This is a genomic window from Sphingomonas sp. (assembly GCF_965200135.1).
Lineage (GTDB): Bacteria > Pseudomonadota > Alphaproteobacteria > Sphingomonadales > Sphingomonadaceae > Sphingomonas.
Map to the genome: position 1 here is coordinate 119,031 of NZ_CBDATK010000004.1, position 24,722 is coordinate 143,752.

Below are 24,722 nucleotides of genomic sequence, written 5' to 3' on the forward strand. Positions count from 1 at the left end.
CGCGCTGCTGCCGAACGGGATCGCCATGGCGATCCGGGCGGCGCGGCAAAGGCGTTCCGCCATAGAGGACGAGCTGCGTACGCGAGACCTGGCTGGTAGCGCAAGCCAGTGACACGAGCGGGAGCGTCCTGATCGCCAGGCGCCAACAGTTGAAGCCGTCACTCGGCGTCGCCCAGCGGCCGGTGCCCGTCCGCCTTGCACGCCATCTCGGTGATCGGTCCACTGTTCTGGGCACTCACCCTGGTCGCTTGCTGCTATGTTGCGGCGCCGGGGGAAGGGATGGGCAATGGGCGGTTTTTCTCCTCGCGGCGTCGCTGCTGACGATCCCGGCGACCTGGTTCGGGCAGCACTGGGCGCGCACGGGAGTCGGCGTGTCCGCGGTGGACCTGGGGCTCCTCCTGGGCCTCTACGCCTTGGCGCTCCGCAGCCGCCGCTTCTTCCCGATCTGGATGGCCGGCTTTCATCTGATTGCGGTGACGACGCACCTGTCGACGGTGCTCGAGCCGGAGATCACGCCCAGGCTCTATCGAGCTATGGAGAGCCTGTGGGCCATCCCGATCACGCTGGCCATGGTGTTCGGCATCGCGCTGGACCGCAGGGCCGGTATCCGAACCTGACTGCTCGCGCCGGGACCGGCTGCGACGTCTTCGTCGGCACCCCGGGGGCCGGCTGCCTACGAAGCGGCCCGGGCGGCCACGAGCGCGCGCCGATATCTCGCTTCTCGCTTCTCGCCGCCACCGCTGCGAGGTGCTTGCGACCAGCCTCTTCTGCAACCCTGCTTGGGACATGTTGCTGGACCTCTTCGCGGCGCGCGCGGAGGGCCGGCGCATCAGCGTATCGAGCGCGTGCATAGCCTCGGGCGTCGCCACTTCGACCGCGCTGCGCTGGGTCGCTCAGATGGAGCTGGATGGCCTGGTTCCGCGCCGACCCGACCCCAGCGACGGGCGGCGCACCTTCCTCGACATCAGCGCAGACACAGCCGACGCGGTGGAGCGCTGGCTAAACACAACGTTCGTGCACTAAACTAGTGGGCGACTGGGCGACCCCCGGTCACGCAGCGCGCTATGGATCGTCCGAACCAATGACGACGGTGTCCTTCGCGGTCCTTGGGGGCGGAGCCGAAAGTCGCAAAAGGCGGCTAGTCCGCGCGCATCATCCCCGCCCGCGCCTATGGAAGCCCGGATCGCTCGGCCAGCTGCACCGCGATCTACAAGCCGCAAGACGAGACGTACCTGCAGACGGCGGCCATCCTCGCTATCGCGCCCGGCGAGCTTTGCCTGGTGGCGGCCTACCATAGCGACCTTGCCTTAGCGCGGCGTGCTGGCCTACTCACCGCCTATGTCAACCGGCCGATGGAGCGTGGCGGTGCGGAAGCGCCGGACCGAGACCAGCGTGAGGAATGGGATTGGCAGTCGGACAGCCCGGTCAACCTGGCTGTGCAGTTCGGCTGCCGTGCAGGAGCAGCAAGGTCGGCCTAGTGCCTTCGTCGATATAATGAACCCTGTTCCCGTCAACATTGACGAAGCGGCTGGTGAACGGGAAGATCGCTCGGTCGAGCCAGCTCGGATCGTCCTTGCTCATTCGCGTGTCGATCTTGAGACTTGGGTTCCAAAGCGCGATAAAGCTCGACAATAATGCGGCTTGGCTGTCAGGGTGGTATAGTCCAACCATGGCAAAGAGATTAGATTACAGCACGCTTTCTCGCGCGAACCAGACCTTCGAGACCGACGATCTTTGGGAAACGGACACCTCCTACGGCAAGATCAAGGACTGACAGCGCGTAGACATCCAGCGCAACTATCCTGACCTGACGACTGCTCCCGTTGAGGTGCTTCTTAGGAAGCGAATGGCGAGAGGCTACCGACCATATCGACCAACGGCGTGACCGTGCCCCTCATGGGTAACCGCTGCCGGAGTGTCTCACGGTCGCGGAAATTCGTCTCAACAGCTTTCCCTTGCCCTTTTGGGAAATTGTGCGTGTCCTCGTCTAAGGATCAAACGAGACGGAGACATGGATGCTTAACGCAGCGTAGGCCAAAGCCTCGACATCCAGCATGAGGCGCTGATCGCCGCAGGATGCGAGAAGGTCTTCAGCGAGAAGATGTCAGGACGCTCGACGAGTAACCGCGAGCAACTCGCGCAGGCTATCGAGTTCGTCAGGGAACGCGACACGCTGGTCGTGACGAGGATCGACCGGCTCGCCCGCAGTGTCGGTGACCTCCACCAGATCATCGAACGGCTGACCAGCAAGGGCGTAGCTTTCAAGTGCTTGGCGCGGGCGGGCGTCGATACCCACACCGGCACTGGTCGGCTCATGCTGGCCGTGCTCGGCGCGGTCGCGATGTTCGAGAACGACATCCGCAGGGAACGCCAGATGGAGGGAGTGATAAAGGCCAAGTTGGCGGGCAAATATCGCGGTCGACCTGTCTCCATCGATCCCGAACGCGTGAAGGCGCTGCGTGAATCTGGCATGGGAGCCGCCCAGATCGCCAGAACGATGGGAATCGGCCTCAGAGCCGCCCCAGCACGGTGCCGTTCTGGTCAGCCCGTCACCTTCTCGGCCATCCTCCAGCGCGTCCAAGGCCGCCAGGAAGCGGTCGGAGACGCTTAGGATGATGACACCCAAGAAGGCCATCGCTCGCCTCCCTTCGCCCGCTCCAGCGCATAGCGTGGCTTGCGTCATGGTGGCGCAAGACTCACGCAAGCGCGGCCGACGGGAAGCGACGCGCTCCCGTTCGACGTCACGACGCGGCTTCGCCGCGGCGTTTTGCTCATAACAGCCATATCCCGACCAACGCGCTGGGGAGAATGGGCGCCCGCAGCGGCAGAGCCGTGTCGTCGGACGGGTTCGCTCCGATCCGCCGGCCAACTTCGCTAGCCGCCTGCGTCACACCCCCGCATACCACTCATACCCGGCCGCATCCTCCCAGAACCCGCCCTTGCCCCCGTACATCCCCGCCAGCGAGGTCACCGCCTCCACCCGCTGCACGTATTTCGCATGCTTGTACCCCAGCTGCCGCTCGACCCGCAGCCGCAGGGGAGCGCCGTTCGCGACCGGCAGCAGCCCGTCGTTGATCGCCCAGGCCAAGATCGTTTGCGGATGGACCGCGTCGACGCGATCGATCGACTCGTAATACATCGTCCCGTTCCCCTGCGGGTCGGCGCAATGGAAGACGATGTAGCGCGCTTCCGGTCGCACCCCGGCGCGGTCGAGCAGCAGCTTCAACGGTACGCCGGTCCATTTGGCAATCGCGCTCCAGCCCTCGACGCAGTCGTGGCGCGTGATCTGCGACCGCGCCGGCATCGCCTTGATCTGGTCGAGCGCGAATGCCTGAGGCCGCGCCACCGCACCGTCGACGACCAGCCGCCAGTCCGCGAAGCCCGCCGCCAGGTGCCGCGCATAATCGTCGCCGCCCGGCATCCGCGTTCCGTTGGCGCGGAAGATCGGCGATCGCTGCGAGGGCGCGAACTCCTGCGCCAGCGCGGTGCGGTCCTGCAGCAGCCGCTGAAGCCCGTAATTGGCGTCCTCGCCGGTCTTCAGCAGCGCCCTGAACCGGGGATCGTTGCCGAGCCGGTCGCACCCGGTCAGCAGCGTCCCCGCCCCGACCGCCAGCCCACCGACCAGCGCACGTCGCGAAAGCACGCTCATGCCGGCTCCTCAACCACGACCGGTTCCGGGTCCGGCGGCACCCGATACCGTCCGGTAATCATCGAACGCACCTCGTTGATCGGCCCGGCGAGCACCACCAGCACCAGGTGGACGACGATGAACGACGCGATCCCGCCCGCGCAGATGAAATGGATCGACCGCGCCGACGCGCGCCCACCCATCAGCGCCATCGGCCAGCGCATCACCGCGTCGAAGCCGGGCGACAGGCTCAGCCCCGTGACGATCAGCAGCGGGATCAGGACGAAGATGACGAGGATATAGGTGATCTTCTGGATCGGATTGTAGCGCAACGCCTCCTGCCCGGTCGGGAACTTGAGGCGCAGGTGATCCTTCACGTCCTGCCACAAATGTCGCGGCGACACCTCGCGCCGGGTCAGCGTCAGGTCGCGCGCGATATGGCGGTTGACGAGGCTGGCGATCAGGAAGGCGAACAACCCCCAGGCAAACACCCAGGCGAAGAACAGGTGCCAGTGCCGCGCCAGCGCCAGATTATAGGTCGACGGGATCGTCGCCCAGCCGGGGAAGCTGGGCGGATTGAACCAGGCGCGGTCGAAGTTCGCGCCATACTCCCCCCAGTAAAGATGCGGATGCGCGTTCGAGATCATCAGCCCGCTCATCAGCATCACGACGATCGCGACCGCGTTGGTCCAGTGCCACAGCCGCGTCGTCAGGCGGTGTCGATAGACAAGCTCGCCCACGTGTTCACTGCGCGGCTCGGGACCGTCGACAAGCTCGGGGGCAGGCGTCGTCGTCATGACATCGCCATAGCATGATCGAGCGGCTAGCGGCAGGCTTACTCCACCCACGCATCGATCGCCGCCCAGCCGTCGAAGCCGAGCCGCCGCACCGCCCGCCAGCGGCGCGCATCCATGCCGCCGAGCGCGATGCGGCGCACCGGCAACCCCCGCCCGATCCGCGCCGCATCCCGCGCCGAGAGCGCCGGCGCGCCGGGGTGCGAGCGGGTCGCGAACAGCGGCGATACGAACAGGATGCGCGCGCCGGCGCGCACCGCCGCCAGCGCTTCGCGGCGGTCGTGCGCCGACCGGCTCACGATACCATGCACGCCGTCCGCTCCCGGCAGCAGCGCGCCCGCACTCAGCACCGGCTGGCCCCGCGCGTGCGCCCGACGCCGCACCGCGACGAACAGCCTCGCTCGTGCGCCCGGCGACAGGCCATGGTGCCGGAACACCACGCCCCCACCCGGCGGCAGTCGGCGCAGCGCGCGCCACAGGCCGTCGCCCATGCGCTCGTCGGTCATCAGCCAGGCAAGTGGGTAGCGGGCGGGCACCGGGCGGCTATAGCGGCGGCGATGCAGCCCGTCCCGACCGCTCTCGACGACATCCGCGCCCGGCTGACCCAGGCGGCGGCGCTCGCGGGCCGACCGGCGGACGCGGTCGCGTTGATCGCGGTGTCGAAGACGCGGACGGTCGACGAGATCGAGCCGCTGCTCGTCGCCGGCCACCGCCTGTTCGGCGAGAACCGCGTGCAGGAGGCGGCGGCGAAATGGCCGGCGTTGCGCGAACGCTATCCCGACACGCAGGTCCACCTGATCGGCCAGCTTCAGTCGAACAAGGCGGACGAGGCCGTGGCGCTCGCCGACGCGATCCACGCGGTCGACCGGCCGTCGCTGGTCACCGCGCTGGCGCGGGCGATGGACCGGGCGGGGCGGCGGCCGGCCTGCTTCGTTCAGGTCAACATCGGCGACGAGGCGCAAAAGGGCGGCGTCGCGATCGCCGACCTGCCCGCACTGCTGAAGGAAGCTGGTGCCGCCGACCTGCCGGTGATCGGGCTGATGTGCCTGCCCCCCGCGGCCGTCGAGCCCGCGCCCTATTTCGCGCTGCTCGCCAGGCTGGCGCGCGACCATGGCCTGGCCGGGCTGTCGATGGGGATGTCCGACGACTTCGAGACCGCCGCCATGCTCGGCGCGACGCATGTCCGCGTCGGCTCCGCGCTGTTCGGTGCCAGGGAAAGGCCGGCAGCATGAGGGTCGACGCCCTGCTCTTCGACTTCGACGGCGTGCTGGTCGAGAGCGAATATGTCGGCAACCGCCAGATCGCCCGGTGGCTGACCGCCAACGGCCACCCGACCGATACGCAAACCGCGATGGACCTGTTCATGGGGCTGAGCGGCCCCGACTTCCTCGCCGCGATGGAGCGGCATGTCGGCGGGCCGTTGCACGATTCGTTCGCCGCCGCGCGGCTGGAGGAGGACGAGCGCGTGCTGCGCGAGGGTGTGGGCGAAGTGGCGGGCGCGGTCGCCTTCGTCCGGTCGCTGCCGCGCGACCTGCCGCGCGCGGTGGTGTCGTCCAGCTCGACGCACTGGATCGAGACGCACCTGCGCCATATCGGCCTGCGCGACGCCTTTTCCCACATCTTCAGCGGCAAGGAACATGTCGCGCGCGGCAAGCCGGCCCCCGACCTCTACCTCCATGCCGCCGCCGCGCTGGGCGTGCCGATCGAGGGGTGCGCGATCATCGAGGACTCGCCCGTCGGCGCGACCGGGGCGGTGGCGTCGGGCGGCTACGTCATCGGCCTGTGCGCGGGATCGCACTGCTCGCCCGGCCACGCCGACCGGCTGCGCGCGATCGGGGTCGATGCGATCGCGGACAGCTTCGCCGAGGTCGCCGCGCTGCTCGCCTAATGCCGCGCCGGCCTCGGTGTCGGTGGCGTCGGGGGCAGGGCGATACCGGCCGCCGTGCAGGCGAAGAAGGCGTAATGCTCCGCGCTACGCAGCTTGTCCGCGGGCGCGATCCGGTCGAACTTCGGCCGGTCGCCGGGCGTCAGCATGTGCGCCCGCCGGACGACGTCGACGATCAGGATCGGCTGGCCGCTGACGTAATGCGCCAGCTCGTGGATGGCGGTGTTGATCTTCTGCGCCGCGTTGCCGCCGATCAGGTTGTTGCAGATGTAGATGCGGTTGGCGGGCGTGCCGGGCAATTCGGTGAAGGTCGCGTCGTCGGCCATGAACGCACCGCCGCGCGTGGTATAAGCCGCGGCGCGGGACTCCATCTTAACCCACTCGTTCGCGACGAACAGGATCTGCGCGACGCGCGGGTCGGGGCCGAAGCCCCGGTTCAGCGCCACCGCCATGTTGCGATAGACGCGGCGGATGTTGTCGAGTCCGGCCTGCGGGTCGGGCAGGTCCAGCAACGAGAACGTATCCTGCAGCTTCGCCATGCTGTCGCGTGCGCCGCGCGGCACGCTCTCGTCCAGCGCCTTGGTCCGGGTCGACGGACAGAACGGGGCTGCCATCGTGCAATGGAAGTCGGCGCGCCCGACCGCCATCCTGACCTCGGCCAGCAGCGTCGTGACCGCCATCACCGCCAACGGATTGGGCGGCTGCTTGCCCGATGTGCGGCGAGCGCGCGGCGCGCCGATCGGACCGGCCAGATCGAGCGGACTGTCACCGCCGCCGTTCAGCGCCCGCAACGTCGGCCCGCCCGGATCAACGCGCCCATCGGCCGGCGTGACGCGGCCACGCTGATAGCGACCGATCGCGGCCCTGGTCAGCGGCCCGCACAGCCCGTCGACCTTCAGCGGCGGGGTCGGCCCGCCACGCGCCGGGTCGACATCGTTCAGCGCCGTCTGGATCGCACGCACGTCGGTCGGCGCGTTCCGACCGCCGGTGCCGACCGAGGCGGCGATCCGGGCCTCACCACCGCCATCGTCGGGCTCGGCGGCGGGATGGAAGCATTCGCCATCGGCCGAGCGGGCGAAACAAGGCACCGTCGTCGCCATCGTCGGCCATCCCCTCCGTCACCCCAGGGTGGCGGTCATGCGCCCGACCTGCGGGTGGCGCAATCGGTGGCCCGCGCGGTCGTCGCTATCTGGGCGCGGCGCCGGACTTAGCGATGCCGGTCGCGCCACCGCGCGGCGAGTCCGGCGATCAGGTCATACGGCAGCGCCGCCGCCTCGCGCGCGCGCATCTTCCACAACAGCCGCCGCCGGCCGCGCAGCGCGAAGGGGATGCGGCGGCTGTGGATGCCGTCGAGCGCGAACAGCATCCGCACGCGCGGGTCGTGATAGTTGTCCGTCGCGACCAGCAGCCGGTCATAGCCCCCGGCGCGGAAGAACCGTGCCGCCGCCCGCACCGTCTCCAACGTGTCGCGGCTCTCGCGGTCGAGGTGCAACCGCGCGCCCGCGACGGCGCCGGCCAGCATCTCGCCCATCACCTCCGCCTCGGCCGGGCCGAACCGCCCCTTCGCGCCCGAGCAGAACAGGTCCGCGCCGGGATCGGCCTCGGCGGCGGCGGCGGCGTAACCGACCCGGCGCGCGAGCGTCTCGCTCGGTCGCCCGTCCGGGCGCACCGCCGCGCCGAACACGACGATCAGCGTGCGGCTCAGAACTGGTGCCCCGTGCGGTCGCGCTTGGTCGCGAGATAGCGCTCGTTATGCGGATTGGGCGGCAGGACGTGCGGCACGCGCTCGACGACCTCCACCCCCGCCGCCGCCAGCCCGGCGACCTTGGCGGGATTGTTGGTGAGCAGCCGCACCCGCTCCTGATCGAGCAGCCGCAGCATCCGTGCCGCCACCCCGAAATCGCGCGCGTCGACCGCAAAGCCCAGCCGCACGTTCGCGTCGACGGTGTCGAACCCCTGATCCTGCAACCGATAGGCGCGCAGCTTGTTGACCAGCCCGATCCCGCGCCCCTCCTGCCGCAGATAGAGGAGGATGCCCCAGCCCTCGTGCGCGATCGCGGCGATCGCCGCCTGCAACTGCGGCCCGCAATCGCATTTGAGGCTGCCGAGCACGTCGCCGGTCAGGCATTCGGAATGGAGCCGCACCAGCGGCGGCGCGCCGTTGGGCTGGCCGATCAGCAAGGCGACATGCTCATCGGTCGAATCGGGGGCGCGAAACGCCACGATCTCCGCCTGCTCGGCGCCGTCGACGGGCAGGCGCGCGCGCGTCGCCAGCACCAGCCGCGCCGGATCGACCTGCGCGTCGAGGTCGGCGGCGGTGACGCGCGCCTCGGTCGCCCCCGTGCCGCCGACGAAAAAGGCGGGGAGCAGCCCGGCGATCCGCGCCAGCCGCAGCGCCGCCGCCAGCCCGGCCGGTGCCGCCACCGTCCGGAACGGCCCCTTGAGCGGCGTCGCCAGATCGAGCGCCGGGTCCGCCAGCGCGACCGCACCGGCCAGATCGAGCCACGGCGCGCGCTCGACCAGCACCGGCTCTTCCGGATCGGCGGCGGCCAGCTGATTGACGAGCTTCAACGTCGCCGCGCGCCCGGCGGAGATCAGCACGCCCGCCTGGCCCTCCGGATCGAACGCGGCGAGCCGCGCCGCGTCGGCCGTCTCGACCGCGAGCACGCCCACGCCCTCCACCTCGATCGCCCAGCCGCGCCGCAGCGCGTCGATCGCGCGCGCCGCCGCCTTGGCGTCACCGGTATCGTCACCGCTCAAAAGGCGAACTCGGTCATGATCGGCACATGGTCGCTCGGCTTCAGCCAGCCACGGCAATCCTCGAACACCCGGTGCGCGGTCGCCTGTGCCGCGACGTCGGCGGTCGCCCATTGATGGTCCAGCCGCCGCCCGCGGTCCGACAGCGCCCATTCGCGCGCGCGATAGCTCCACCAGGTATGCAGCCGCGCCGGCGCCGGGTGGAAATGCCGCCCCAGATCGACCCAGCTGTTCGACGCCTTGAGCCGGTCGAGCGCCTCGACCTCGACCGGCGTATGGCTGACCACCGTCAGCAGCTGCTTGTGGCTCCACACGTCCGCGGGCAGCGGCGCGATGTTGAAGTCGCCGACCAGGATCGTCGGCCCGTCCAGCGCTTCGGACCAGCGCGTCATCCGCTCGACGAAATCCAGCTTCTGCCCGAACTTCGGATTGACCTCGCGATCGGGCACGTCGCCACCGGCGGGAACGTAGACGTTCTCCAGCCGGACGCCATTCGGCAGCCGCACGCCGATGTGCCGCGCTTCCCGGTTCGCCTGCCAGTCCAGCCGGTCGTCTTCGACTAGCGGCACGCGGGATACGATCGCGACGCCGTGATGCATCCGCTGCCCGTGGAGCAGGACGTGCGGGTAGCCCGCGTCGTGGAACGCCTCGACGGGGAAGTCGCCGTCGATCACCTTGGTTTCCTGAAAACACAGGACGTCCGGCGCCGCCTCGCGCAAGAACCGTCCGACGATATCGAGCCGGAAGCGGACCGAGTTGATGTTCCAGGAGGCGATCTTCACGGGGGGGACTTAGGGGGTCGGGGGTGCCTCGTCACCCCGGCGCCGCTGCCATCGGAGCCACGCCACGGCAAAGCCGTGACGTCGAAGCTCGCGACGCGAGCCCGGCCGCGCTTTTCTGCGAGTCCGGCGGCGTGCCGCCGCTGGCCGCAAAAAGCGAAAGGCCCCCGCTCCGGGGGCGTGGAGCGAGGGCCGACCTGACGTTCGTCACGCAGGCGGGAGAGCAGCTAACCAGCGAGCAACAGGGGGAAATCCCGCCAGCGCCGCCTCCGCACGGTCCCCTTAGGTCCCCCAACCTGTCGCGCCGATGAACGATCGACGAAAAACCCCGCTATTCCAATATCTACCGGCGACCACCGGCGGGCCGCGGGTCGTTCCAGCGAAACGCACCGGCGCCGACCGGCACGCCGAACCGCTGGTTCGACAGCCTGATCGTGGTGCGGTTACCCTGTGAATCGAGCGCGACCCAGCCCTGTAGCGACAGCCCCGCCGGGGCCGCCCCGTCCCGCGCGAACACCAGCGTGATCCTGCCGTATTCGGGGCGTGCCGGATCGGCGGCGTCCACCGACACGACGCGGTCGTTGCCGGTCGGCACGACGCGCGCGTATCGGCCGATGTCGCGCGACGGGTCGAGCAGCACACCCAGCGGCGAGTTCTTGACCGGCCAGCGCTGCACCTGCTTCACCGAATAATCGATGAAGGTCAGCGCGCCACCATCGGCGACGATCAGGATCGGCACGCCCGCCTGATACTGGAACCGGATTCGCCCCGGCTGCTTGATCGTCAGCGTGCCCGTCAGCACCCGGCCCGCGCGATCGGTCTGCGAGAACGCGGCGGTCATCGTGCCGAGCGCCTGCAGGTGACGCTGCACCTGCTGGAGGTCGGGCACCGGCGCGGGCGCGGCGGCGACGAGCGCGGCCAGCGGCAGGAGAGAAAGAAGCTTCATATGCTACTCCCTAGCGGCGGGCATTGAACCGGTCGTGAATATCTTCGCGACCCACCCGACGGGCCAGCGCCGGCGCCGGGCTAGAAGCGGAAGGCCGTTCCCACATAGACGGCCTGGCTGTTCCGCCGCTGCTCGTCCAGCCGGACGAGACGGTCGCGCTCGGTGCGATAGCGCAGGCCGGCGGTGACATCCAGATTGCCGGTCACGCGATATGAGCCGCCGAGGTCGAGCGAATAGCTGCGGTCGCCGTCGATCCGCGGTGCCACCGATTCGAACGGCCGATCCGCGCCGGCCTTGACCCGACCGATCATGCGATCGCCCGCATAGGAGACCGTCACGTCCGCCGCCTCGCGTCCGCCGGGCTGGCCCGCCATGTCGACGCGGCGCGCCTCGCCGGCGATGCCGAAGCGGCGCCAGCCGACCGCGACGCCCAGATTGTACGCGATCGGCGCGAGTCCGACCGCCGCCGTGGTCGCCACCGTTCGCGCGACCGTGTCCGGCCGGTTCGCCCGCGCACGCACCGCCACCGTCACCGCACGATTGGCGTTGCGGGTATCGGCGGGGGTGAAACGAAAGCCGCTGGTGTCCATGCCACCCCGCGCGAACACCGCCGCGAGTCGCGGGTCGGCGGCGGCGGGCGTAAAGGCGAGTGCAGGCCGCGCTCCGGTGGCGACGCGGCGCGCGACACGCGCCTGCCGCTCGGTCGAGGCGCCCGACGCGGGCACGACGGCGAGCGCGGAGGTGACCAGCACCCCCGCAGCGATCGCGATCATGACGCCGTGCTTCCGCACCCTTACCCCCTTGTGGACCCCAGCCCGTAGAACCGATCGGACTCGGTCCTCGTTGAACCCGCCATATAGCGATTCGACGCGACGTCACCATCGCCACGGCCAGATTCCATTCCGCTGTGATAAATACCCCACAATCGTGGCGCGCTTGCGGGTGTGCGAGCGCCGCTATAGAGCCTCGGGTCGTTCCACACAGGATATTGCCGATGTTTCGCCCGTTGCGTACCGCGACCCTGATCGCCGTCACTCTTCTGCCACTGGCGGCGTGCAGCCGGGGCGGCGAGCGGCCGCGCGCCGATCTCGCCGCGTCGCGGGTCACGACCATCGGCGTCAACGCCTATCTCTGGCGTGCGACGCTCGACACCTTGTCGTTCATGCCGCTGCTCCAGACCGACTCGAACGGCGGCGTCATCGTCACCGACTGGTACGCCAACCCGCAGAATCCGGGCGAGCGACTGAAGGTCACGGTGTCGATCCTCGACCAGGATCTACGCGCCGATGCCGTCCGTGTCGCGGCGCTGCGTCAGGTCAATCAGGGTGGCCAGTGGGTCGCCGCCCCGGTCCAGGCCGCGACCGTGCAGAAGCTGGAGGACATCATCCTCACCCGCGCCCGCGACCTGCGCCGCGCGGCCGTCGCGGGGTAGGCGGTGGCACCCCCCACGCGGTTCAACGCGCTCAAGGCCGACGCCCACTGGCAGCGCGTGTGGGATGAACGCCGGACGTTCGCCGCCGACGACGCCTCCACGAAGCCGCGCAGCTATGTGCTGGAGATGTTCCCCTATCCGTCGGGGAAGATCCACATGGGCCACGTCCGCAATTACACGATGGGCGACGTGCTGGCGCGCTATCGGCGGATGATCGGGCACGAGGTGCTCCACCCGATGGGCTGGGATGCGTTCGGGATGCCCGCCGAAAATGCGGCGATGGAGAAGGGCGTTCATCCCGGCACCTGGACCCGCGCCAACATCGCGACGATGAAGGCGCAGCTGAAGCGTCTGGGCTTCGCGCTCGACTGGAGCCGCGAGCTCGCGACCTGCGAACCCGATTACTATGGCCACGAACAGGCGCTGTTCCTCGATTTCTATGCGGCAAGCCTCGTCTATCGCAAGGAATCGTCGGTCAATTGGGACCCGGTCGACATGACCGTGCTCGCCAACGAACAGGTGATCGACGGGCGCGGCTGGCGCTCGGGCGCACCGGTCGAGCGCCGCAAGCTCAGCCAGTGGTTCCTAAAGATCACCGCCTTCGCCGACGAGCTGCTCGACGGGCTGTGCGATCTCGAGGACTGGCCCGACAAGGTCCGGCTGATGCAGGAGAACTGGATCGGCCGCAGCCAGGGACTGCGCTTTCGGTTCGCACTGTCGGACGGCGACACCGTCGAGGTCTTCACCACTCGTCCGGACACGATCTTCGGATCGAGCTTCGTCGCGGTCGCCGCCGATCACCCGATCGCGCAGGCACTGGCGGCGCACTCGCCCGAGGCCGCCGCCTTCGTCGCGCGCTGCAAGCAGGGCGGCACCACCGCCGCCGAGCTGGAGACGGCGGAAAAGCTCGGCTTCGACACCGGCCTGACCGCGCAGCACCCGTTCGACGCCGCCTGGCGGCTACCGGTCTACATCGCCAACTTCGTGCTGATGGAATACGGCACCGGCGCGGTGTTCGGCGTCCCCGCGCACGACCAGCGCGACCTCGACTTCGCGCGCAAATACGACCTGCCGGTCAAGCGCGTCGTCTCGGACGGAGAAGAGACCGCGCCGGTGTTCGTCGGCGACGAGGCGTGGACCGGCGCCGGCACGCTGGTCAACTCGCACTTCCTCGACGGGCTCGACGTCGCCGACGCCAAGCGCGCCGTGATCGCGCGCGCTGAGGACGGTGGCTGGGGCCAGGGCACGACCGTGTTCCGCCTGCGCGACTGGGGCGTGTCGCGCCAGCGCTATTGGGGCACGCCGATCCCGATCATCCATTGCGCCGCCTGCGGTCCCGTCGCGGTGCCGCGCGACCAATTGCCGGTGGTGCTGCCAGAGGATGTCGACTTCGCCACGCCGGGCAATCCGCTCGACCGGCATCCAACCTGGAAGCACGTCGCCTGCCCGTCCTGCGGCGCGGACGCGGTGCGCGAGACCGACACGCTCGACACCTTCGCCGATTCGAGCTGGTATTTCATCCGCTTCGCCAGCCAGCCCGACGACCGGCCGTTCGATCGCGCGACGGCGGAGCAGTGGCTACCCGTCGGCCAGTATATCGGCGGGGTCGAACACGCGATCCTGCACCTGCTCTACGCCCGCTTCTGGACCCGCGCGCTCAAGCATCTCGGCAAGCTCGACATCGCCGAGCCGTTCGCCGGGCTGTTCACGCAGGGCATGGTGACGCACGAGACCTACTCTCTCGCCTTGCCCGACGGCGAAGGACCGCCGGGCAATCTGTGGGTGTCGCCGGACGAACTCGTCGTCGGCGAGGGTGGCGCCTTGTTCTTCCTCGACGCTGACGGCGCGCGGCTTCCGGTCAGGAAGGGCCGCGTCGAGAAGATGTCGAAGTCCAAGAAGAACACCGTCGATCCCGAACCGATCGTCGACCAGTACGGTGCCGACGCCGTCCGTTGGTTCATGCTCTCCGACTCCCCGCCCGAACGCGATCTGGAATGGTCGGAGAACGGCATCGAGGGCGCGTGGCGGTTCGTGCAGCGGCTGTGGCGGCTGTTCGACGTGGCCGACACCGCGTCGGGCGAGGACAAGGCACTCGACCGCAAGCTCCACCAGACCATCGCCGGGGTAGCCACCGATATCGAGGCGCTCGCCTTCAACAAGGCGGTCGCCAAGCTCTACGAACTGGTCAACGCGATCGAAAAGGCGGCCCCCTCCGCCTCGCGCACCGTCGCGATCCGCACGACGATGCTGCTCGTCGCCCCCATGGCGCCACATCTCGCCGAAGAGGCCTGGACGGTCGTTGGTGGAGAGGACCTGATCGCCGATGCCGCCTGGCCTGCCGTCGACCCGGCGCTGCTCGTCGCGGACGAAGTGACGATCGCGGTGCAGGTCAACGGCAAGCTCCGCGATACGCTGACGCTCCCGAAGGGACTCACACGCGAAGAGGCGGAGGCCGCCGCGCTCGCGTCGGACAAGGTGGTGACCTTCCTCGCCGGCAAGTCCCCCAAAAAGGTCATCGTCGTGCCCGACCGTCTCGTAAATCTCGTCGCATGAAGCGGCTCGCCGTTCTCGCGCTGACGCTGCCGCTCGCATTGGGTGCCTGTGGCCTCCACCCGCTCTACGCCGGCGGCGGCTCGGGCGAAGTCGCCAACGCGCTCGCCGGGATCGAGGTCGGGCCGATCGATGGACGCGGTGGCTGGCTCGTCGCCAATGCCCTGCGCGATCGGTTCGCGGGCGGCGGCGCGCCGCGCTATCGCCTCGACGTCCGCCTCGACGACGAGATCCGCGGGCTCGGCGTCCGACGCGACGACTCGGTCGCGCGCGAGCGCCGCTCGTTGCGTGCCCGCTATCAATTGATCGACCTGTCGACGAGCGCCGTGCTGCTCGACGCGACCGCCGGGTCGGACGCCGGCATCGACGTGGTCGGCTCGGAATATGCCACGATCGCGGCGGAGAACACCGCCTTGGAGCGGCTCTCCGGTATCGTCGCGGATCAGATCGTCGGCCGTGTCGCGCTTTACGCCCGCAATCACCGGGCGCAAGCTGCGGGCCGGTGAAGGGCACCAACGGCCAGCTACCGAAGCTTCGGCCCGACCTTCGCCTGTATCTGTTCCACGGGGCCGACGAAGCCGGAGCGGCCGACCTCGCGAAGCGGCTGGCGGCCTCTTTACCCGACGCCGAGCGCGTCGACCTCGACGCGGTCGCGCTTCGCAAGGACCCGGGCCGCCTCGCCGACGAAGCTGCGTCGATGTCGCTGTTCGGCGACGCCCGCCTGATCCGCGCCACCGGCATCGGCGAGGAGAGCCTGGCGGCGCTGACGCTGCTGCTCGACGCCGACCGCGCCGGTAATCCGGTCATCGCGGTCGCGCCCAGCGTCAAGGCGTCGTCGAAGATCGTCAAGCTTGCCACCGACAGCCCCCGCGCCGTCGCGGTGGCCTGTTATGCGCCGAGTGCCGCCGACGCGGAGCGGATCGCGGGCACGATGTTGACCGACGCCGGGCTGCGGCCCGCAGCCGGCCTCGCGCGGCGCATCGCGGACGCGGCCGGCACCGACCGTGCGGTGATGGCGCAGGAGGTCGAGAAGCTGGCGCTCTTCCTCGACGCCGCGCCCGACCGGCCCCATGACGCCAGCTTGGCCGATCTGGACGCGATCGGCGCCGATCTCGGCGAGGCCGAGCTGGCGGGTGCGGTCGACGCCTTGATCGAGGGGCGGCCGGGCAACCTAGGTGCGGCACTGGCCCGGTTAGACGAGGGCGGCGCTTCGCCCGTGCCATGGCTGCGCGCGGTGCAGCGGCGGCTGGTGACGCTGGGCGAGATGCGCAGCGCCGTCGATCGCGGCGAACCGGCGGACGCGGTGATGAAGCGGCACCGCATCTTCTGGCGAGAGGAGGCCAAAACGACCGGCGATCTTCGCCGCTGGTCCGCCGGTATGATCGCCACCGCCTTGCAGCGTGTACGTGGAGCAGAGCTGGCGGCGATGAGCAGCGGCACGGCAGGCGCCGTCGGCGCCGAACACGACGCGGTCGCGCTCGCCCGGCGATTGGCCGATCGCCGCTAGATCGTTTCGCCGGTCAGCCGTTGGCAGAGCATGTCGAGCTGATCGAGCGTAGAGTAGGCCAGCGTCAACGATCCGCCCGACGTACCGTGTTGCACCCGTACGGAAACCCCCAGCAGGTCGGCCAGCTGCCGTTCCAACGCGGCGATATCGGCATCCGGCGCGGCACCGGAACGCGGCTCGCGGTGCTCGCGCTTCGTCTTCCCGGCACGCGTAAGCGCCTCGGTTTTGCGGACGGACAGTCCTCGTGAGACCACCTGCTCCGCCAGCCCCTCCACATCCGCCGACCCTAGCAGTGCCCGCGCATGACCCATCGACAGCGACCCGTCGATCAGTCTCTCCTGTACACTGTCAGGCAGATCGAGCAGCCGCAACAAATTGGCGACATGACTGCGCGACTTGTGAACGATCCCGCCAAGCGCCTCCTGCGTGTGTCCGTATTCCTGCTGAAGCCGCTGGTAGGCCTGTGCCTCTTCGATCGCGTTCAAGTCCTGACGCTGGATGTTTTCGATCAGCGCGATCTCGAGCGTTTCGGACTCGTCGAAGTCGCGCACGACGACCGGCACCTCGTGCAGGTGCGCGCGCTGCGCCGCACGCCAGCGGCGTTCCCCGGCGACGATCTGATACCCGCGACCATGGGGCCGGACGACGATCGGTTGGATCACCCCGCGTTTGCGGATGGAGTCTGCCAGTTCCTCCAGTTGAGCATCGTCGAAGCGACGCCGCGGCTGCTCGGGGTGGGGTTGCAACGCCCCGATGGGGAGCGTTCTCACCCCCCCGCCGCTGTCCTCGTCGACCGGCTTCTCACGCGCGATCTCACCCAGCAAGGCGCCGAGCCCCCGTCCCAGGCCGCGCTTCTCGGTCATGCCGCCTCCGCGCTGGCGGTGGGCAACGGCAGGCGCGCAATCAACTCTCGAGCCAGCGCGATATAGGCTTCCGATCCGCTACAGCGATGATCGTAGATCAATGCCGGCAGGCCGTGGCTCGGTGCTTCCGACAGCCTGACGTTACGCGGGATCACCGTGTCGAACACCACCGCCCCGAGTACCGCCCGCACGTCGGTCGACACCTGCTCGGTCAATCGATTGCGCCGATCGTACATCGTCAGCGCCACTCCGATAATCGAAAAGCCCGGATTGAACCGCGCTCTGATCCGTTCGACGGTACTGAGTAGCTGCGACAGACCTTCTAACGCAAAGAACTCGCACTGCAACGGCACCAGCAGTCGGTCGGCGGCGACCATGGCGTTGATCGTCAGCAACCCCAACGAAGGCGGGCAATCGATCAACGCGACGTCCCATCGCGGCGGTGCCACTTGTAACGCGGCATCCAAACGATGCGTACGCTGATCGAAATCGACGAGTTCGATCTCTGCACCGGACAGGTCCACCGTGGCGGGAACGACGTCCAGTCGAGGCACGCGCGTCGGAACCGCGGCGACATCGATCGACGCCGTGCCGATCAGAACCTCATAGGACGAACGTAATCGGCTCGCCTGCGTTATTCCCAAGCCGGTCGATGCATTTCCCTGCGGGTCGAGATCGATGAGCAGGACCCGTAATCCGGTTGCGGCAAGCGCGGTCGCGAGGTTTATCGCACTCGTGGTTTTTCCCACGCCACCTTTCTGATTGGCGACCGCGATACTGATCAACGTCGTAGCTCCGCGCCATCGATAACCAGGATCGAGGAGGCGGCATCGGTGATGCTTTGTTTCACGTGGAACTCCCCGGCCCATCGCGCGCGTAGCGACGTCAGCTCTGCCTGATCGAGATGGCCTCTCGGTAACAGCCAGCGCGTCGACGTTGTGGCGCACGTAGAGGCAGCACGCAAAAGTTTTTCGACCGATCCGACTGCGCGCGCGGAGATAACGGCCGCCGGATCGGCGACGGCCTCGACCTTCCTGGCAACTATTTCCGCGTTCGCGAGCCCTAAAGTGCGAGCCACGGTCGTTAGGAAGTCAGCGCGCAGGCGCCGGGGTTCGACCATGATCGTGCGCTGCCGCCGCAAGATCGCGACGACCACACCCGGAAAGCCTCCACCCGTACCGACGTCGACCCACGTTCCGGTCGGCCCGGCCAACTCGATCAGCTGCGCTGAATCGACGACATGGCGGCTCCAGATGGTGTCGACTGTCGATGGTGAAATCAGGTTTTGCGCTAATGTCGCCTCGCAAATCAGGTCCACGAAGTGCGATAACGAGGCGAACGGTTCAACGCCGAAGCGCGCCTTCATCCAGGCTCGTGCTTCATCCTCGGTCACGCCGCGAGACGACGAGCATGAAGGAGTACGGCAGAAAGGGCCGCCGGCGTGACACCCCGAATTCGCGACGCCGCGGCAAGCGAGCTTGGCCGTGCGACCGACAGGCGGTCGATCATCTCCGTCGAGAGGCCGGGAACATCACGGAACTGGAGATCGGCCGGCAACACCAATTCCTCGTCCTTTCTCAAGCGGGCAATCTCCTCCACCTGCCGATCGACATATGGTGCATAACGCGCATCCTCGACGATCTCCGCAAGGGCATCGGAGGGACCGATGGTCGAAGCGTCGGCAACGACATGCGCTAGTAAGACGTCGGGTGATTGCAGCCACGCCAATGCGGATCGTCGAGCACCATCTTGCGCGACGGGGGCACCCCTCTTCGCCATCTCGCTGGCCGTCACCGCGACGGACAGTCGTCGGCGGATCTCTGCTCGCGCGGCCGATCCATCTGCCTGCTGTCTGATCCGCGCCTCCGACAAGCATCCCGCCGCCGCGGCAGATCTTCCCAGCCGGGTCTCGGCATTGTCGCTACGCAGCGACAACCGGAACTCGGCGCGGGCCGTCAGCATCCGATATGGTTCGGTCACGCCTTGAAGAACAAGGTCGTCGATCATCACGCCAAGATAGCTGGACGCTCGATCAAGGACCACCGGCGCCAACGAAAGCGCATAAGCAGCGGCATTGAGTCCGGCGACGAGTCCCTGGCCGGCTGCCTCCTCATACCCCGTCGTCCCGTTGATCTGACCGGCGCAGAACACACCGTCGATCGACGCCAAAGCCAGTGTCGGTGTCAGCGATCTCGGATCGAGATAATCATATTCGACGGCATAGCCGGGTATGGTGATACGGACGCGCTCGAGCCCCGCAATCGTCGCGAGTGCCGCCTCCTGCACGTCGGTGGGCAAGGACGTGGACAGGCCGTTCGGATAGACCGTAAAGTCGGTGAGACATTCGGGTTCGAGGAATAGCTGGTGGCCATCCCGATCGGGAAAGCGCTGAACCTTGTCCTCGATCGACGGGCAATAGCGCGGCCCATTCGCCTCGATCGCGCCGGTGAACAGGGGAGAACGCGAAAAGTTCTCGCGAATGACCGCATGGGTCGCCTCGTTGGTTCGCGTAATCGCACACGCCACCTGCGGTAGTCGGGACAGGGGCGGCATCGCGGACATCGACCAGAGGTCCGCATCGCTCGGCTGTTCGATCAATTTGGACCAATCGATTGTCCGACCATCCAGGCGGGGCGGCGTGCCGGTCTTCAACCTGGCGATCGGCAGGCCTTCGCCGCGCAGCTGCGTGGCGAGGCGTGTCGCGGGCCGTTCCGACACCCGTCCCCCGCCGAACCTCTCGTCACCGCGATACATCTTGCCGCCGAGGAACGTACCCGTCGCCAGCACCACGGCCCGCGCTTCGACGACGACGTCGTCCGACATGATGACGCCGCCGATGACACCGGCAACACGGTGTAGGGCGACCACCTCACCTTCGATGACGCTTATCAGTGGTTCCGACGCCAACATCGCCTGGATGGTTGCTGCATAGTGTTTGCGATCAGCCTGAACGCGCGGTCCTCGCACGGCCGCACCCTTGCTCCGATTGAGCAGACGATAGTGGATGGCCGCCGCGTCGGCGGCTCGTGCCATCAAGCCGTCAAAAGCGTCGACCTCGCGAACGATGTGCCCTTTGCCCACCCCCCCGATAGAGGGATTGCAACTCATGGCGCCGATTACGCGCCGATCGAAGGTGACCAATGCTGTCTTGGCGCCACGCCGCGCAGCCGCTGCGGCCGCTTCGCAGCCGGCATGTCCACCACCAACGATTACGACGTCGAACATGCGGCCGCCTAACCCGCTCACCCCACCCAGTCAAAATGTTCCACGTGGAACTCATTTACCGAGGCAGAAACGTCCGAAAAGTGCGTCCAAGACTTGCCCGCTCGCATCCAAGCCGAGCAATGACGAAAGGGTCTTCGTCGCAACACGCAGGCGTTCGGCCGAGAGCAGTGGGTCGTCGCCCAGCTCCAGGTTTTCAACAACCGTTTCACACGCCGCGCGCTGCCCGGCCTTGAACGGCAGGTCATCGGGCAGTGGCAGTAACGCCCTGGCCCGGCGATCGACCTCCTCCCACACCGCAGCGACCGACAAAGGCTCATCCTGTCGCAAAGTAACAGTCGGACCTGCCGGCCTCACGCCACGCCCCGGCAGATCGGCACGGGCATGGACCCAGATCGCATCCTTCCGCGGGGGTAGGTCGTCACCTAGCCACAATAGGAGATCCGCCGCTGCGATCGACGCCTTCGCACGCGCGACGCCGATCCGTTCTATCTCGTCGATGGCGTCGTTCAACCCCGCCGTGTCCGCGAACAGATAGGCGACGCCGTTCCGCACGAGCGGCGCCTCGATCAGGTCACGGGTCGTCCCCTTGTACGGTGAGACGATCGCCGCCTCCCGCTCCGCAAGCAAATTGAGCAATGTCGACTTGCCGCTGTTCGGCGGCCCACCGATCACCACCCGCACTCCGTCCTTCAGCCGTTCGACCGGCGGTGCAGCCAGCGCCCGTTCGATCTCCCGTCGCAACTCAGCCGCGTCCGAGCGGACCAGTTCGAGGATCGATGCCTCCGCCGCGACGTCGCCATCCTCCGCATAGTCCAGCGTTGCCTCCACCTGCGCCGACAGCATGGCGAGGCGCGCGAGCCAGTCGCGCACGACGCCGCTCAGCCGCCCTTCGCTCGCAGTCAGCGCGGCGCGACGCTGCGCTTCGGTTTCCGCCTCGAGCAGGTCGGCCAGTCCCTGCGCCTGCGCCAGGTCAATCCGTCCGTTGAGCAGTGCTCGCCGGGTGAATTCGCCCGGCTCGGCATGACGAACGCCGGGCGTGGCGATCAGCGTCTCGATCACGGCCGTGACCACCGCGCGACCGCCGTGGCAATGAAGTTCGATCAGATCCTCGCCGGTGGCGCTGCGAGGACCGGGAAACACCAGGACCAATGCCCGATCCAGCAACGCACCGTCCGGGTCACGCAATGCCCGTAGAGAGACACGACGCGGTGTCGGCAGCGGACCGGCCAGCCCTGTCGCTGCCACCCGCGCCTGCGGCCCGCTGACCCGCACCACGCCGATCGCCGACGGGGCGCGGCCGCTCGACAGCGCCACGATGGTGTCAGAGCCAGCCACCGTTTACTTGCCCGACGTCGTCCCGCTCTCCAGCAGCCGCCGCCACATCGTCAGCCCCGCCTCGCCCATCGGCGACCAGCTCTTCATCAACCCGTCGATCATCTCCGGCTTGATGCCGGTTCCCGCCATCGTGTCGAGCACCATCGCGACATAGCGCTCGTGGATCGGCGACAGGTCGGGCAACCCCATCGCGCGGCGGGCTTCCTCCGGCGTGAGATCGATGTCGACGGTCACCTTCATAGATACGATCCTTGAGCCGCCCGCGCCGCCGGTGCAGGGTCGGACCGTGTATGCCCTCGACACCGCCTCGCTGACAACGCCCATCGGACTCGTGACGATCGTGGGCGAAGACGACCACGTCACGTCGGTCACGATCGGCACGGCGACGGGTCCGACCGGCGCGACGGCGAAGGCCGTCCGAGAGGCTGTCGCCCAGCTGCGCGCCTATTTCGACGGGCGCCTGACTGCGTTCGATCTCCCGTTGGCCGACCCGGCGACGCCGCGCGGAGGGGCTCTACGTCGAGCGATCGTCGATATCGGCTTTGGCCGAACCGCGAGCTACGGTGATCTCGCCCGCAGCGCCAGCTCCTCGCCGCGCGCGGTCGGTCAGGCTTGCGCGCGCAATCCGTTTCCGCTGATCGTGCCGTGCCACCGCATCCTGCCGACCGGCGGCGCGCTCGGCCGCTACTCCGCGGGCGACGGTCAGGCGACCAAGCGCTGGCTCATCGACTTCGAGGCGCGCACGGCTAGGCCCAAAGCCGGCTGACCCCGATCGCCGGGTCGGTCCAGCCCTCGTGGATCATCTTGCCCGCGACGTAGAGGATGATGACCAGCCCGACATAAGCGATCCAGCGGTAACGCTCGATGTAGCGCGCGATCAAATTGGCCGCGAGGCCCATCAATCCCACCGACAGCAACAGCCCCAGGATCAGGATGCCGGGATGCGCGCGCGCCGCACCCGCCACCGCCAGCACGTTGTCGAGGCTCATGGATACGTCGGCGACCGCCACCGCCCACGCCGCCGCCGCGAAGCTCTTCGCCGGTCGCACGCCCGATTCGAGTTCGTCCGCCGCCGCCCCGTGCTCGCGCAATTCGCGCCACATCTTGTAGGCGACCCACAACAGCAACAGCCCGCCGGCGAAGATCAGCCCGACGATCCCCATCAGCCACGTCACCGCCAACGCGAAGACGATCCGCAGCACCAGGGCGGCGATGATGCCGATCAGGATCACGCGCCTGCGCTGCTCGGCGGGCAAGCCCGCCGCCAGCGCCCCGACGACGATCGCATTGTCGCCGGCGAGCACGACGTCGATCATCAGCACTTGCAAAAACGCGGTCAGCGCGGTCGCGGTGCCGATGTTGGCAAAGTCGGTGAGGATGTCCGCCCAGATGTCGCCGGGCGCGGTCGGGGTGGCGGCGGCAGCGGCGGCGGTCAGCAAGGTAAGGAACATGGGGTGCTCCTAACCTCCCCGTCATCCCCGCGAAAGCGGAGATCCCCTTCTTCTGAAGCAGCACAAACCGGCACAGCGATAACAGAGGCCGATCCGTCGCCACGCCTGGATCGTGCACCGGTTTCAGCATTCATATGCAACAGCCGGCGCCGGACGGTCTGTGATAGGGAGCAAACCGCCGCGGCAAAGCCGCGCCGTTACGTCGAACGGGTCGCCGAAGTGCCCGCCGGCCGAGCTTGCGCGAGTCAGCCGGACGTGGCCGGCTGCCGCGTTGCGCTACTGGTTCATGCTTTCGAAGAACGCCTCATTCGACTTCGAATCCTTCATCTTGTCGAGCAGGAACTCCATCGCGTCGGTCGTGCCCATCTGCATCAGGATGCGACGCAGGACCCACATCTTCGACAGCTTGGCCTTGTCGACCAGCAGCTCGTCCTTGCGCGTGCCGCTCTTGCCGACGTCCAGCGCCGGGAAGATGCGCTTGTCCGCTACCTTGCGGTCGAGCACGATCTCGGAGTTGCCGGTGCCCTTGAACTCCTCGAAGATCACCTCGTCCATGCGGCTGCCGGTATCGATCAGCGCGGTGGCGATGATCGACAGCGACCCGCCCTCCTCGATGTTGCGCGCCGCGCCGAAGAAGCGCTTGGGCCGCTGAAGCGCATTGGCGTCGACGCCGCCGGTCAGCACCTTGCCCGACGACGGCACGACGGTGTTGTAGGCACGGCCCAGACGCGTGATCGAATCGAGCAGGATCACGACGTCCTTCTTGTGCTCGACCAGCCGCTTGGCCTTTTCGATCACCATCTCGGCGACCTGGACGTGGCGCGTGGCGGGTTCGTCGAACGTGGAGGAGACGACCTCGCCCTTCACCGACCGCTGCATGTCGGTCACTTCCTCGGGCCGCTCGTCGATCAGCAGCACGATCAGGAACACCTCGGGATGATTCTCCGACAGCGCCCGCGCGATGTTCTGGAGCATCACTGTCTTGCCGACCCGCGGCGGCGCCACGATCAGCGTGCGCTGCCCCTTGCCCTGCGGCGAGACGATATCGATGACGCGCGACGACTTGTCCTTCACCGTCGGGTCGAAGTTATCCAGCGTCAGCTTCTCTTCGGGATAGAGCGGCGTCAGGTTGTCGAAATTGACGCGATGGCGGACCGCCTCGGGATCGTCGAAATTCACTGCCGTCAGCTTGACCAGCGCGAAATAGCGTTCGCCATCCTTGGGTCCGCGAATCTCGCCCTCGACCGTGTCGCCGGTCCGCAACCCGTGCTTTCGGACCTGATTGGGCGAGACATAGATGTCGTCCGGCCCCGCCAGATAGTTGGATTCGGGGCTGCGGAGGAAGCCGAAGCCGTCCGACATCACCTCGATCGTGCCCAGCCCCATGATCTGGTCACCGTTCTCGGCCTGGACCTTCAGGATCGCGAACAGCAGGTCCTGCTTGCGGAGCGTGGATGCGCCCTCGACGCCCAGTTCCTCGGCCATGCTCACCAGCTCGGCGGGCTTCTTCTTTTTCAGGTCTTTGAGATGCATGGGGATTCCGTCGTGCTCGGGCTGGCGCGGGCGCGCT

General features: G+C 68.0%; 28 protein-coding genes. 10 read left to right on the forward strand and 18 right to left on the reverse strand.

From position 1 onward, the window contains the following. Nucleotides 1-149 precede the first annotated feature (149 nt). Both ACOFKS_RS02635 and ACOFKS_RS02640 read left to right on the forward strand, forming a co-directional pair. Nucleotides 150-617, forward strand: a complete 468-nt coding sequence (locus ACOFKS_RS02635; protein WP_419807693.1) for a hypothetical protein — start codon at nt 150-152, stop codon at nt 615-617. Between the two features lie 169 nt (nt 618-786). Further along, nucleotides 787-1,023, forward strand: coding sequence for a hypothetical protein (locus ACOFKS_RS02640; RefSeq protein ID WP_419807694.1), 237 nt, complete (start codon nt 787-789; stop codon nt 1,021-1,023). A gap of 402 nt (nt 1,024-1,425) precedes the next feature. Here ACOFKS_RS02640 and ACOFKS_RS02645 read toward each other — a convergent pair whose 3' ends face one another. Further along, nucleotides 1,426-1,581 (reverse strand): hypothetical protein, encoded by a 156-nt coding sequence (locus ACOFKS_RS02645; RefSeq protein ID WP_419807695.1) that lies wholly within the window; start codon nt 1,579-1,581, stop codon nt 1,426-1,428. Nucleotides 1,582-2,065: 484 nt separating this feature from the next. On the opposite strand from ACOFKS_RS02645, the gene ACOFKS_RS02650 reads away from it, so the two are divergent. Beyond that, the gene (locus ACOFKS_RS02650) at nt 2,066-2,611 is read left to right on the forward strand and encodes a recombinase family protein (protein WP_419807942.1); all 546 of its coding nucleotides are present in this window, start codon (nt 2,066-2,068) and stop codon (nt 2,609-2,611) included. Nucleotides 2,612-2,887: 276 nt separating this feature from the next. Here the strand turns inward: ACOFKS_RS02650 and ACOFKS_RS02655 are convergent, their stop codons facing one another. From ACOFKS_RS02655 to ACOFKS_RS02665, 3 genes are read right to left on the reverse strand one after another with little or no spacing between them, the layout of a single operon-like run. Further along, nucleotides 2,888-3,649, reverse strand: a complete 762-nt coding sequence (locus tag ACOFKS_RS02655) for a molybdopterin-dependent oxidoreductase (RefSeq protein WP_419807696.1) — start codon at nt 3,647-3,649, stop codon at nt 2,888-2,890. Next, nucleotides 3,646-4,425 (reverse strand): cytochrome b/b6 domain-containing protein, encoded by a 780-nt coding sequence (locus ACOFKS_RS02660; RefSeq protein ID WP_419807697.1) that lies wholly within the window; start codon nt 4,423-4,425, stop codon nt 3,646-3,648. The genes ACOFKS_RS02655 and ACOFKS_RS02660 overlap by 4 nt, the downstream gene beginning before the upstream one ends. Before the next feature lie 38 nt (nt 4,426-4,463). Next, nucleotides 4,464-4,958 carry a thiamine phosphate synthase gene (locus ACOFKS_RS02665; protein ID WP_419807698.1) on the reverse strand — a complete coding sequence of 165 codons (495 nt, stop codon included), beginning with the start codon at nt 4,956-4,958 and terminating at the stop codon, nt 4,464-4,466. A gap of 21 nt (nt 4,959-4,979) precedes the next feature. Here ACOFKS_RS02665 and ACOFKS_RS02670 point away from each other — a divergent pair, with 21 nt between their 5' ends. Both ACOFKS_RS02670 and ACOFKS_RS02675 read left to right on the forward strand, forming a co-directional pair. Beyond that, a complete protein-coding gene (locus tag ACOFKS_RS02670; RefSeq protein WP_419807699.1) occupies nt 4,980-5,654 on the forward strand; it encodes a YggS family pyridoxal phosphate-dependent enzyme in 675 nt (224 codons plus the stop codon). Further along, a complete protein-coding gene (locus ACOFKS_RS02675) occupies nt 5,651-6,310 on the forward strand; it encodes an HAD family hydrolase (RefSeq protein ID WP_419807700.1) in 660 nt (219 codons plus the stop codon). Before ACOFKS_RS02670 ends, ACOFKS_RS02675 begins: the two co-directional genes overlap by 4 nt. Here the strand turns inward: ACOFKS_RS02675 and ACOFKS_RS02680 are convergent. The 6 genes from ACOFKS_RS02680 to ACOFKS_RS02705 form a co-directional block, all read right to left on the reverse strand. Next, the gene (locus ACOFKS_RS02680) at nt 6,307-7,407 is read right to left on the reverse strand and encodes a peptidoglycan-binding domain-containing protein (RefSeq protein ID WP_419807701.1); all 1,101 of its coding nucleotides are present in this window, start codon (nt 7,405-7,407) and stop codon (nt 6,307-6,309) included. The two genes, ACOFKS_RS02675 and ACOFKS_RS02680, sit on opposite strands and share 4 nt — an antisense overlap. Before the next feature lie 107 nt (nt 7,408-7,514). Beyond that, a complete protein-coding gene (locus ACOFKS_RS02685; protein WP_419807702.1) occupies nt 7,515-7,991 on the reverse strand; it encodes a YdcF family protein in 477 nt (158 codons plus the stop codon). A 17-nt stretch (nt 7,992-8,008) separates the two neighbouring features. After that, a complete protein-coding gene (ribA, locus tag ACOFKS_RS02690; protein ID WP_419807703.1) occupies nt 8,009-9,067 on the reverse strand; it encodes a GTP cyclohydrolase II in 1,059 nt (352 codons plus the stop codon). Continuing rightward, the gene (locus ACOFKS_RS02695; RefSeq protein WP_419807704.1) at nt 9,064-9,846 is read right to left on the reverse strand and encodes an exodeoxyribonuclease III; all 783 of its coding nucleotides are present in this window, start codon (nt 9,844-9,846) and stop codon (nt 9,064-9,066) included. Before ACOFKS_RS02695 ends, ribA begins: the two co-directional genes overlap by 4 nt. A gap of 340 nt (nt 9,847-10,186) precedes the next feature. Beyond that, a complete protein-coding gene (locus tag ACOFKS_RS02700) occupies nt 10,187-10,789 on the reverse strand; it encodes a LolA family protein (protein WP_419807705.1) in 603 nt (200 codons plus the stop codon). An 80-nt stretch (nt 10,790-10,869) separates the two neighbouring features. Next, complete coding sequence (locus ACOFKS_RS02705) at nt 10,870-11,562, reverse strand: hypothetical protein (RefSeq protein WP_419807706.1); 693 nt, start codon at nt 11,560-11,562, stop codon at nt 10,870-10,872. Between the two features lie 221 nt (nt 11,563-11,783). On the opposite strand from ACOFKS_RS02705, the gene ACOFKS_RS02710 reads away from it, so the two are divergent. Genes ACOFKS_RS02710 through holA form a run of 4 tightly spaced genes read left to right on the forward strand, consistent with a single transcriptional unit; the run spans nt 11,784 to nt 16,278 of the window. Further along, nucleotides 11,784-12,221, forward strand: a complete 438-nt coding sequence (locus ACOFKS_RS02710) for a DUF3576 domain-containing protein (RefSeq protein WP_419807707.1) — start codon at nt 11,784-11,786, stop codon at nt 12,219-12,221. Nucleotides 12,222-12,224: 3 nt separating this feature from the next. Then, a complete protein-coding gene (leuS, locus tag ACOFKS_RS02715; RefSeq protein WP_419807708.1) occupies nt 12,225-14,774 on the forward strand; it encodes a leucine--tRNA ligase in 2,550 nt (849 codons plus the stop codon). Next, entirely contained in the window at nt 14,771-15,277 is a 507-nt protein-coding gene (gene lptE / locus ACOFKS_RS02720) for an LPS assembly lipoprotein LptE (RefSeq protein ID WP_419807709.1), read from the forward strand. The genes leuS and lptE overlap by 4 nt, the downstream gene beginning before the upstream one ends. After that, nucleotides 15,274-16,278 carry a DNA polymerase III subunit delta gene (gene holA / locus ACOFKS_RS02725; protein ID WP_419807710.1) on the forward strand — a complete coding sequence of 335 codons (1,005 nt, stop codon included), beginning with the start codon at nt 15,274-15,276 and terminating at the stop codon, nt 16,276-16,278. Before lptE ends, holA begins: the two co-directional genes overlap by 4 nt. On the opposite strand, the gene ACOFKS_RS02730 is transcribed toward holA, so the two are convergent. From ACOFKS_RS02730 to ACOFKS_RS02755, 6 genes are read right to left on the reverse strand one after another with little or no spacing between them, the layout of a single operon-like run. Then, complete coding sequence (locus ACOFKS_RS02730) at nt 16,275-17,141, reverse strand: ParB/RepB/Spo0J family partition protein (protein ID WP_419807711.1); 867 nt, start codon at nt 17,139-17,141, stop codon at nt 16,275-16,277. The two genes, holA and ACOFKS_RS02730, sit on opposite strands and share 4 nt — an antisense overlap. Continuing rightward, a complete protein-coding gene (locus ACOFKS_RS02735; protein WP_419807712.1) occupies nt 17,138-17,926 on the reverse strand; it encodes a ParA family protein in 789 nt (262 codons plus the stop codon). Before ACOFKS_RS02735 ends, ACOFKS_RS02730 begins: the two co-directional genes overlap by 4 nt. Beyond that, nucleotides 17,923-18,507, reverse strand: a complete 585-nt coding sequence (rsmG, locus tag ACOFKS_RS02740) for a 16S rRNA (guanine(527)-N(7))-methyltransferase RsmG (protein WP_419807713.1) — start codon at nt 18,505-18,507, stop codon at nt 17,923-17,925. Before rsmG ends, ACOFKS_RS02735 begins: the two co-directional genes overlap by 4 nt. A gap of 23 nt (nt 18,508-18,530) precedes the next feature. Beyond that, a complete protein-coding gene (mnmG, locus tag ACOFKS_RS02745) occupies nt 18,531-20,366 on the reverse strand; it encodes a tRNA uridine-5-carboxymethylaminomethyl(34) synthesis enzyme MnmG (protein WP_419807714.1) in 1,836 nt (611 codons plus the stop codon). 51 nt (nt 20,367-20,417) lie between these two features. Then, nucleotides 20,418-21,701 (reverse strand): tRNA uridine-5-carboxymethylaminomethyl(34) synthesis GTPase MnmE, encoded by a 1,284-nt coding sequence (gene mnmE, locus ACOFKS_RS02750; RefSeq protein WP_419807715.1) that lies wholly within the window; start codon nt 21,699-21,701, stop codon nt 20,418-20,420. Nucleotides 21,702-21,704: 3 nt separating this feature from the next. Further along, nucleotides 21,705-21,941, reverse strand: a complete 237-nt coding sequence (locus ACOFKS_RS02755; RefSeq protein ID WP_419807716.1) for a DUF6489 family protein — start codon at nt 21,939-21,941, stop codon at nt 21,705-21,707. Here ACOFKS_RS02755 and ACOFKS_RS02760 point away from each other — a divergent pair. Continuing rightward, nucleotides 21,922-22,467, forward strand: a complete 546-nt coding sequence (locus ACOFKS_RS02760; protein ID WP_419807717.1) for a methylated-DNA--[protein]-cysteine S-methyltransferase — start codon at nt 21,922-21,924, stop codon at nt 22,465-22,467. The two genes, ACOFKS_RS02755 and ACOFKS_RS02760, sit on opposite strands and share 20 nt — an antisense overlap. Here ACOFKS_RS02760 and ACOFKS_RS02765 read toward each other — a convergent pair. Next, entirely contained in the window at nt 22,448-23,152 is a 705-nt protein-coding gene (locus tag ACOFKS_RS02765) for a YjbE family putative metal transport protein (protein WP_419807718.1), read from the reverse strand. The genes ACOFKS_RS02760 and ACOFKS_RS02765 overlap by 20 nt on opposite strands. Nucleotides 23,153-23,428: 276 nt before the next feature. After that, nucleotides 23,429-24,685 carry a transcription termination factor Rho gene (gene rho, locus ACOFKS_RS02770; protein WP_419807719.1) on the reverse strand — a complete coding sequence of 419 codons (1,257 nt, stop codon included), beginning with the start codon at nt 24,683-24,685 and terminating at the stop codon, nt 23,429-23,431. Between the last annotated feature and the right edge of the window lie 37 nt (nt 24,686-24,722).

What these genes read in the sequence shown, in the direction of transcription:
- ACOFKS_RS02640 (WP_419807694.1), top strand. Translation starts at nt 787, where the DNA reads ATGTTGCTGGACCTCTTCGCGGCGCGCGCGGAGGGCCGGCGCATCAGC.
- ACOFKS_RS02645 (WP_419807695.1), bottom strand. Translation starts at nt 1,581, where the DNA reads ATGAGCAAGGACGATCCGAGCTGGCTCGACCGAGCGATCTTCCCGTTC.
- ACOFKS_RS02655 (WP_419807696.1), bottom strand. Translation starts at nt 3,649, where the DNA reads ATGAGCGTGCTTTCGCGACGTGCGCTGGTCGGTGGGCTGGCGGTCGGG.
- ACOFKS_RS02660 (WP_419807697.1), bottom strand. Translation starts at nt 4,425, where the DNA reads ATGACGACGACGCCTGCCCCCGAGCTTGTCGACGGTCCCGAGCCGCGC.
- ACOFKS_RS02670 (WP_419807699.1), top strand. Translation starts at nt 4,980, where the DNA reads ATGCAGCCCGTCCCGACCGCTCTCGACGACATCCGCGCCCGGCTGACC.
- ACOFKS_RS02675 (WP_419807700.1), top strand. Translation starts at nt 5,651, where the DNA reads ATGAGGGTCGACGCCCTGCTCTTCGACTTCGACGGCGTGCTGGTCGAG.
- ACOFKS_RS02680 (WP_419807701.1), bottom strand. Translation starts at nt 7,407, where the DNA reads ATGGCGACGACGGTGCCTTGTTTCGCCCGCTCGGCCGATGGCGAATGC.
- ACOFKS_RS02700 (WP_419807705.1), bottom strand. Translation starts at nt 10,789, where the DNA reads ATGAAGCTTCTTTCTCTCCTGCCGCTGGCCGCGCTCGTCGCCGCCGCG.
- ACOFKS_RS02705 (WP_419807706.1), bottom strand. Translation starts at nt 11,562, where the DNA reads ATGATCGCGATCGCTGCGGGGGTGCTGGTCACCTCCGCGCTCGCCGTC.
- ACOFKS_RS02710 (WP_419807707.1), top strand. Translation starts at nt 11,784, where the DNA reads ATGTTTCGCCCGTTGCGTACCGCGACCCTGATCGCCGTCACTCTTCTG.
- lptE (WP_419807709.1), top strand. Translation starts at nt 14,771, where the DNA reads ATGAAGCGGCTCGCCGTTCTCGCGCTGACGCTGCCGCTCGCATTGGGT.
- ACOFKS_RS02730 (WP_419807711.1), bottom strand. Translation starts at nt 17,141, where the DNA reads ATGACCGAGAAGCGCGGCCTGGGACGGGGGCTCGGCGCCTTGCTGGGT.
- rsmG (WP_419807713.1), bottom strand. Translation starts at nt 18,507, where the DNA reads ATGAAGGCGCGCTTCGGCGTTGAACCGTTCGCCTCGTTATCGCACTTC.
- mnmG (WP_419807714.1), bottom strand. Translation starts at nt 20,366, where the DNA reads ATGTTCGACGTCGTAATCGTTGGTGGTGGACATGCCGGCTGCGAAGCG.
- ACOFKS_RS02760 (WP_419807717.1), top strand. Translation starts at nt 21,922, where the DNA reads ATGTCGACGGTCACCTTCATAGATACGATCCTTGAGCCGCCCGCGCCG.
- ACOFKS_RS02755 (WP_419807716.1), bottom strand. Translation starts at nt 21,941, where the DNA reads ATGAAGGTGACCGTCGACATCGATCTCACGCCGGAGGAAGCCCGCCGC.
- ACOFKS_RS02765 (WP_419807718.1), bottom strand. Translation starts at nt 23,152, where the DNA reads ATGTTCCTTACCTTGCTGACCGCCGCCGCTGCCGCCGCCACCCCGACC.
- rho (WP_419807719.1), bottom strand. Translation starts at nt 24,685, where the DNA reads ATGCATCTCAAAGACCTGAAAAAGAAGAAGCCCGCCGAGCTGGTGAGC.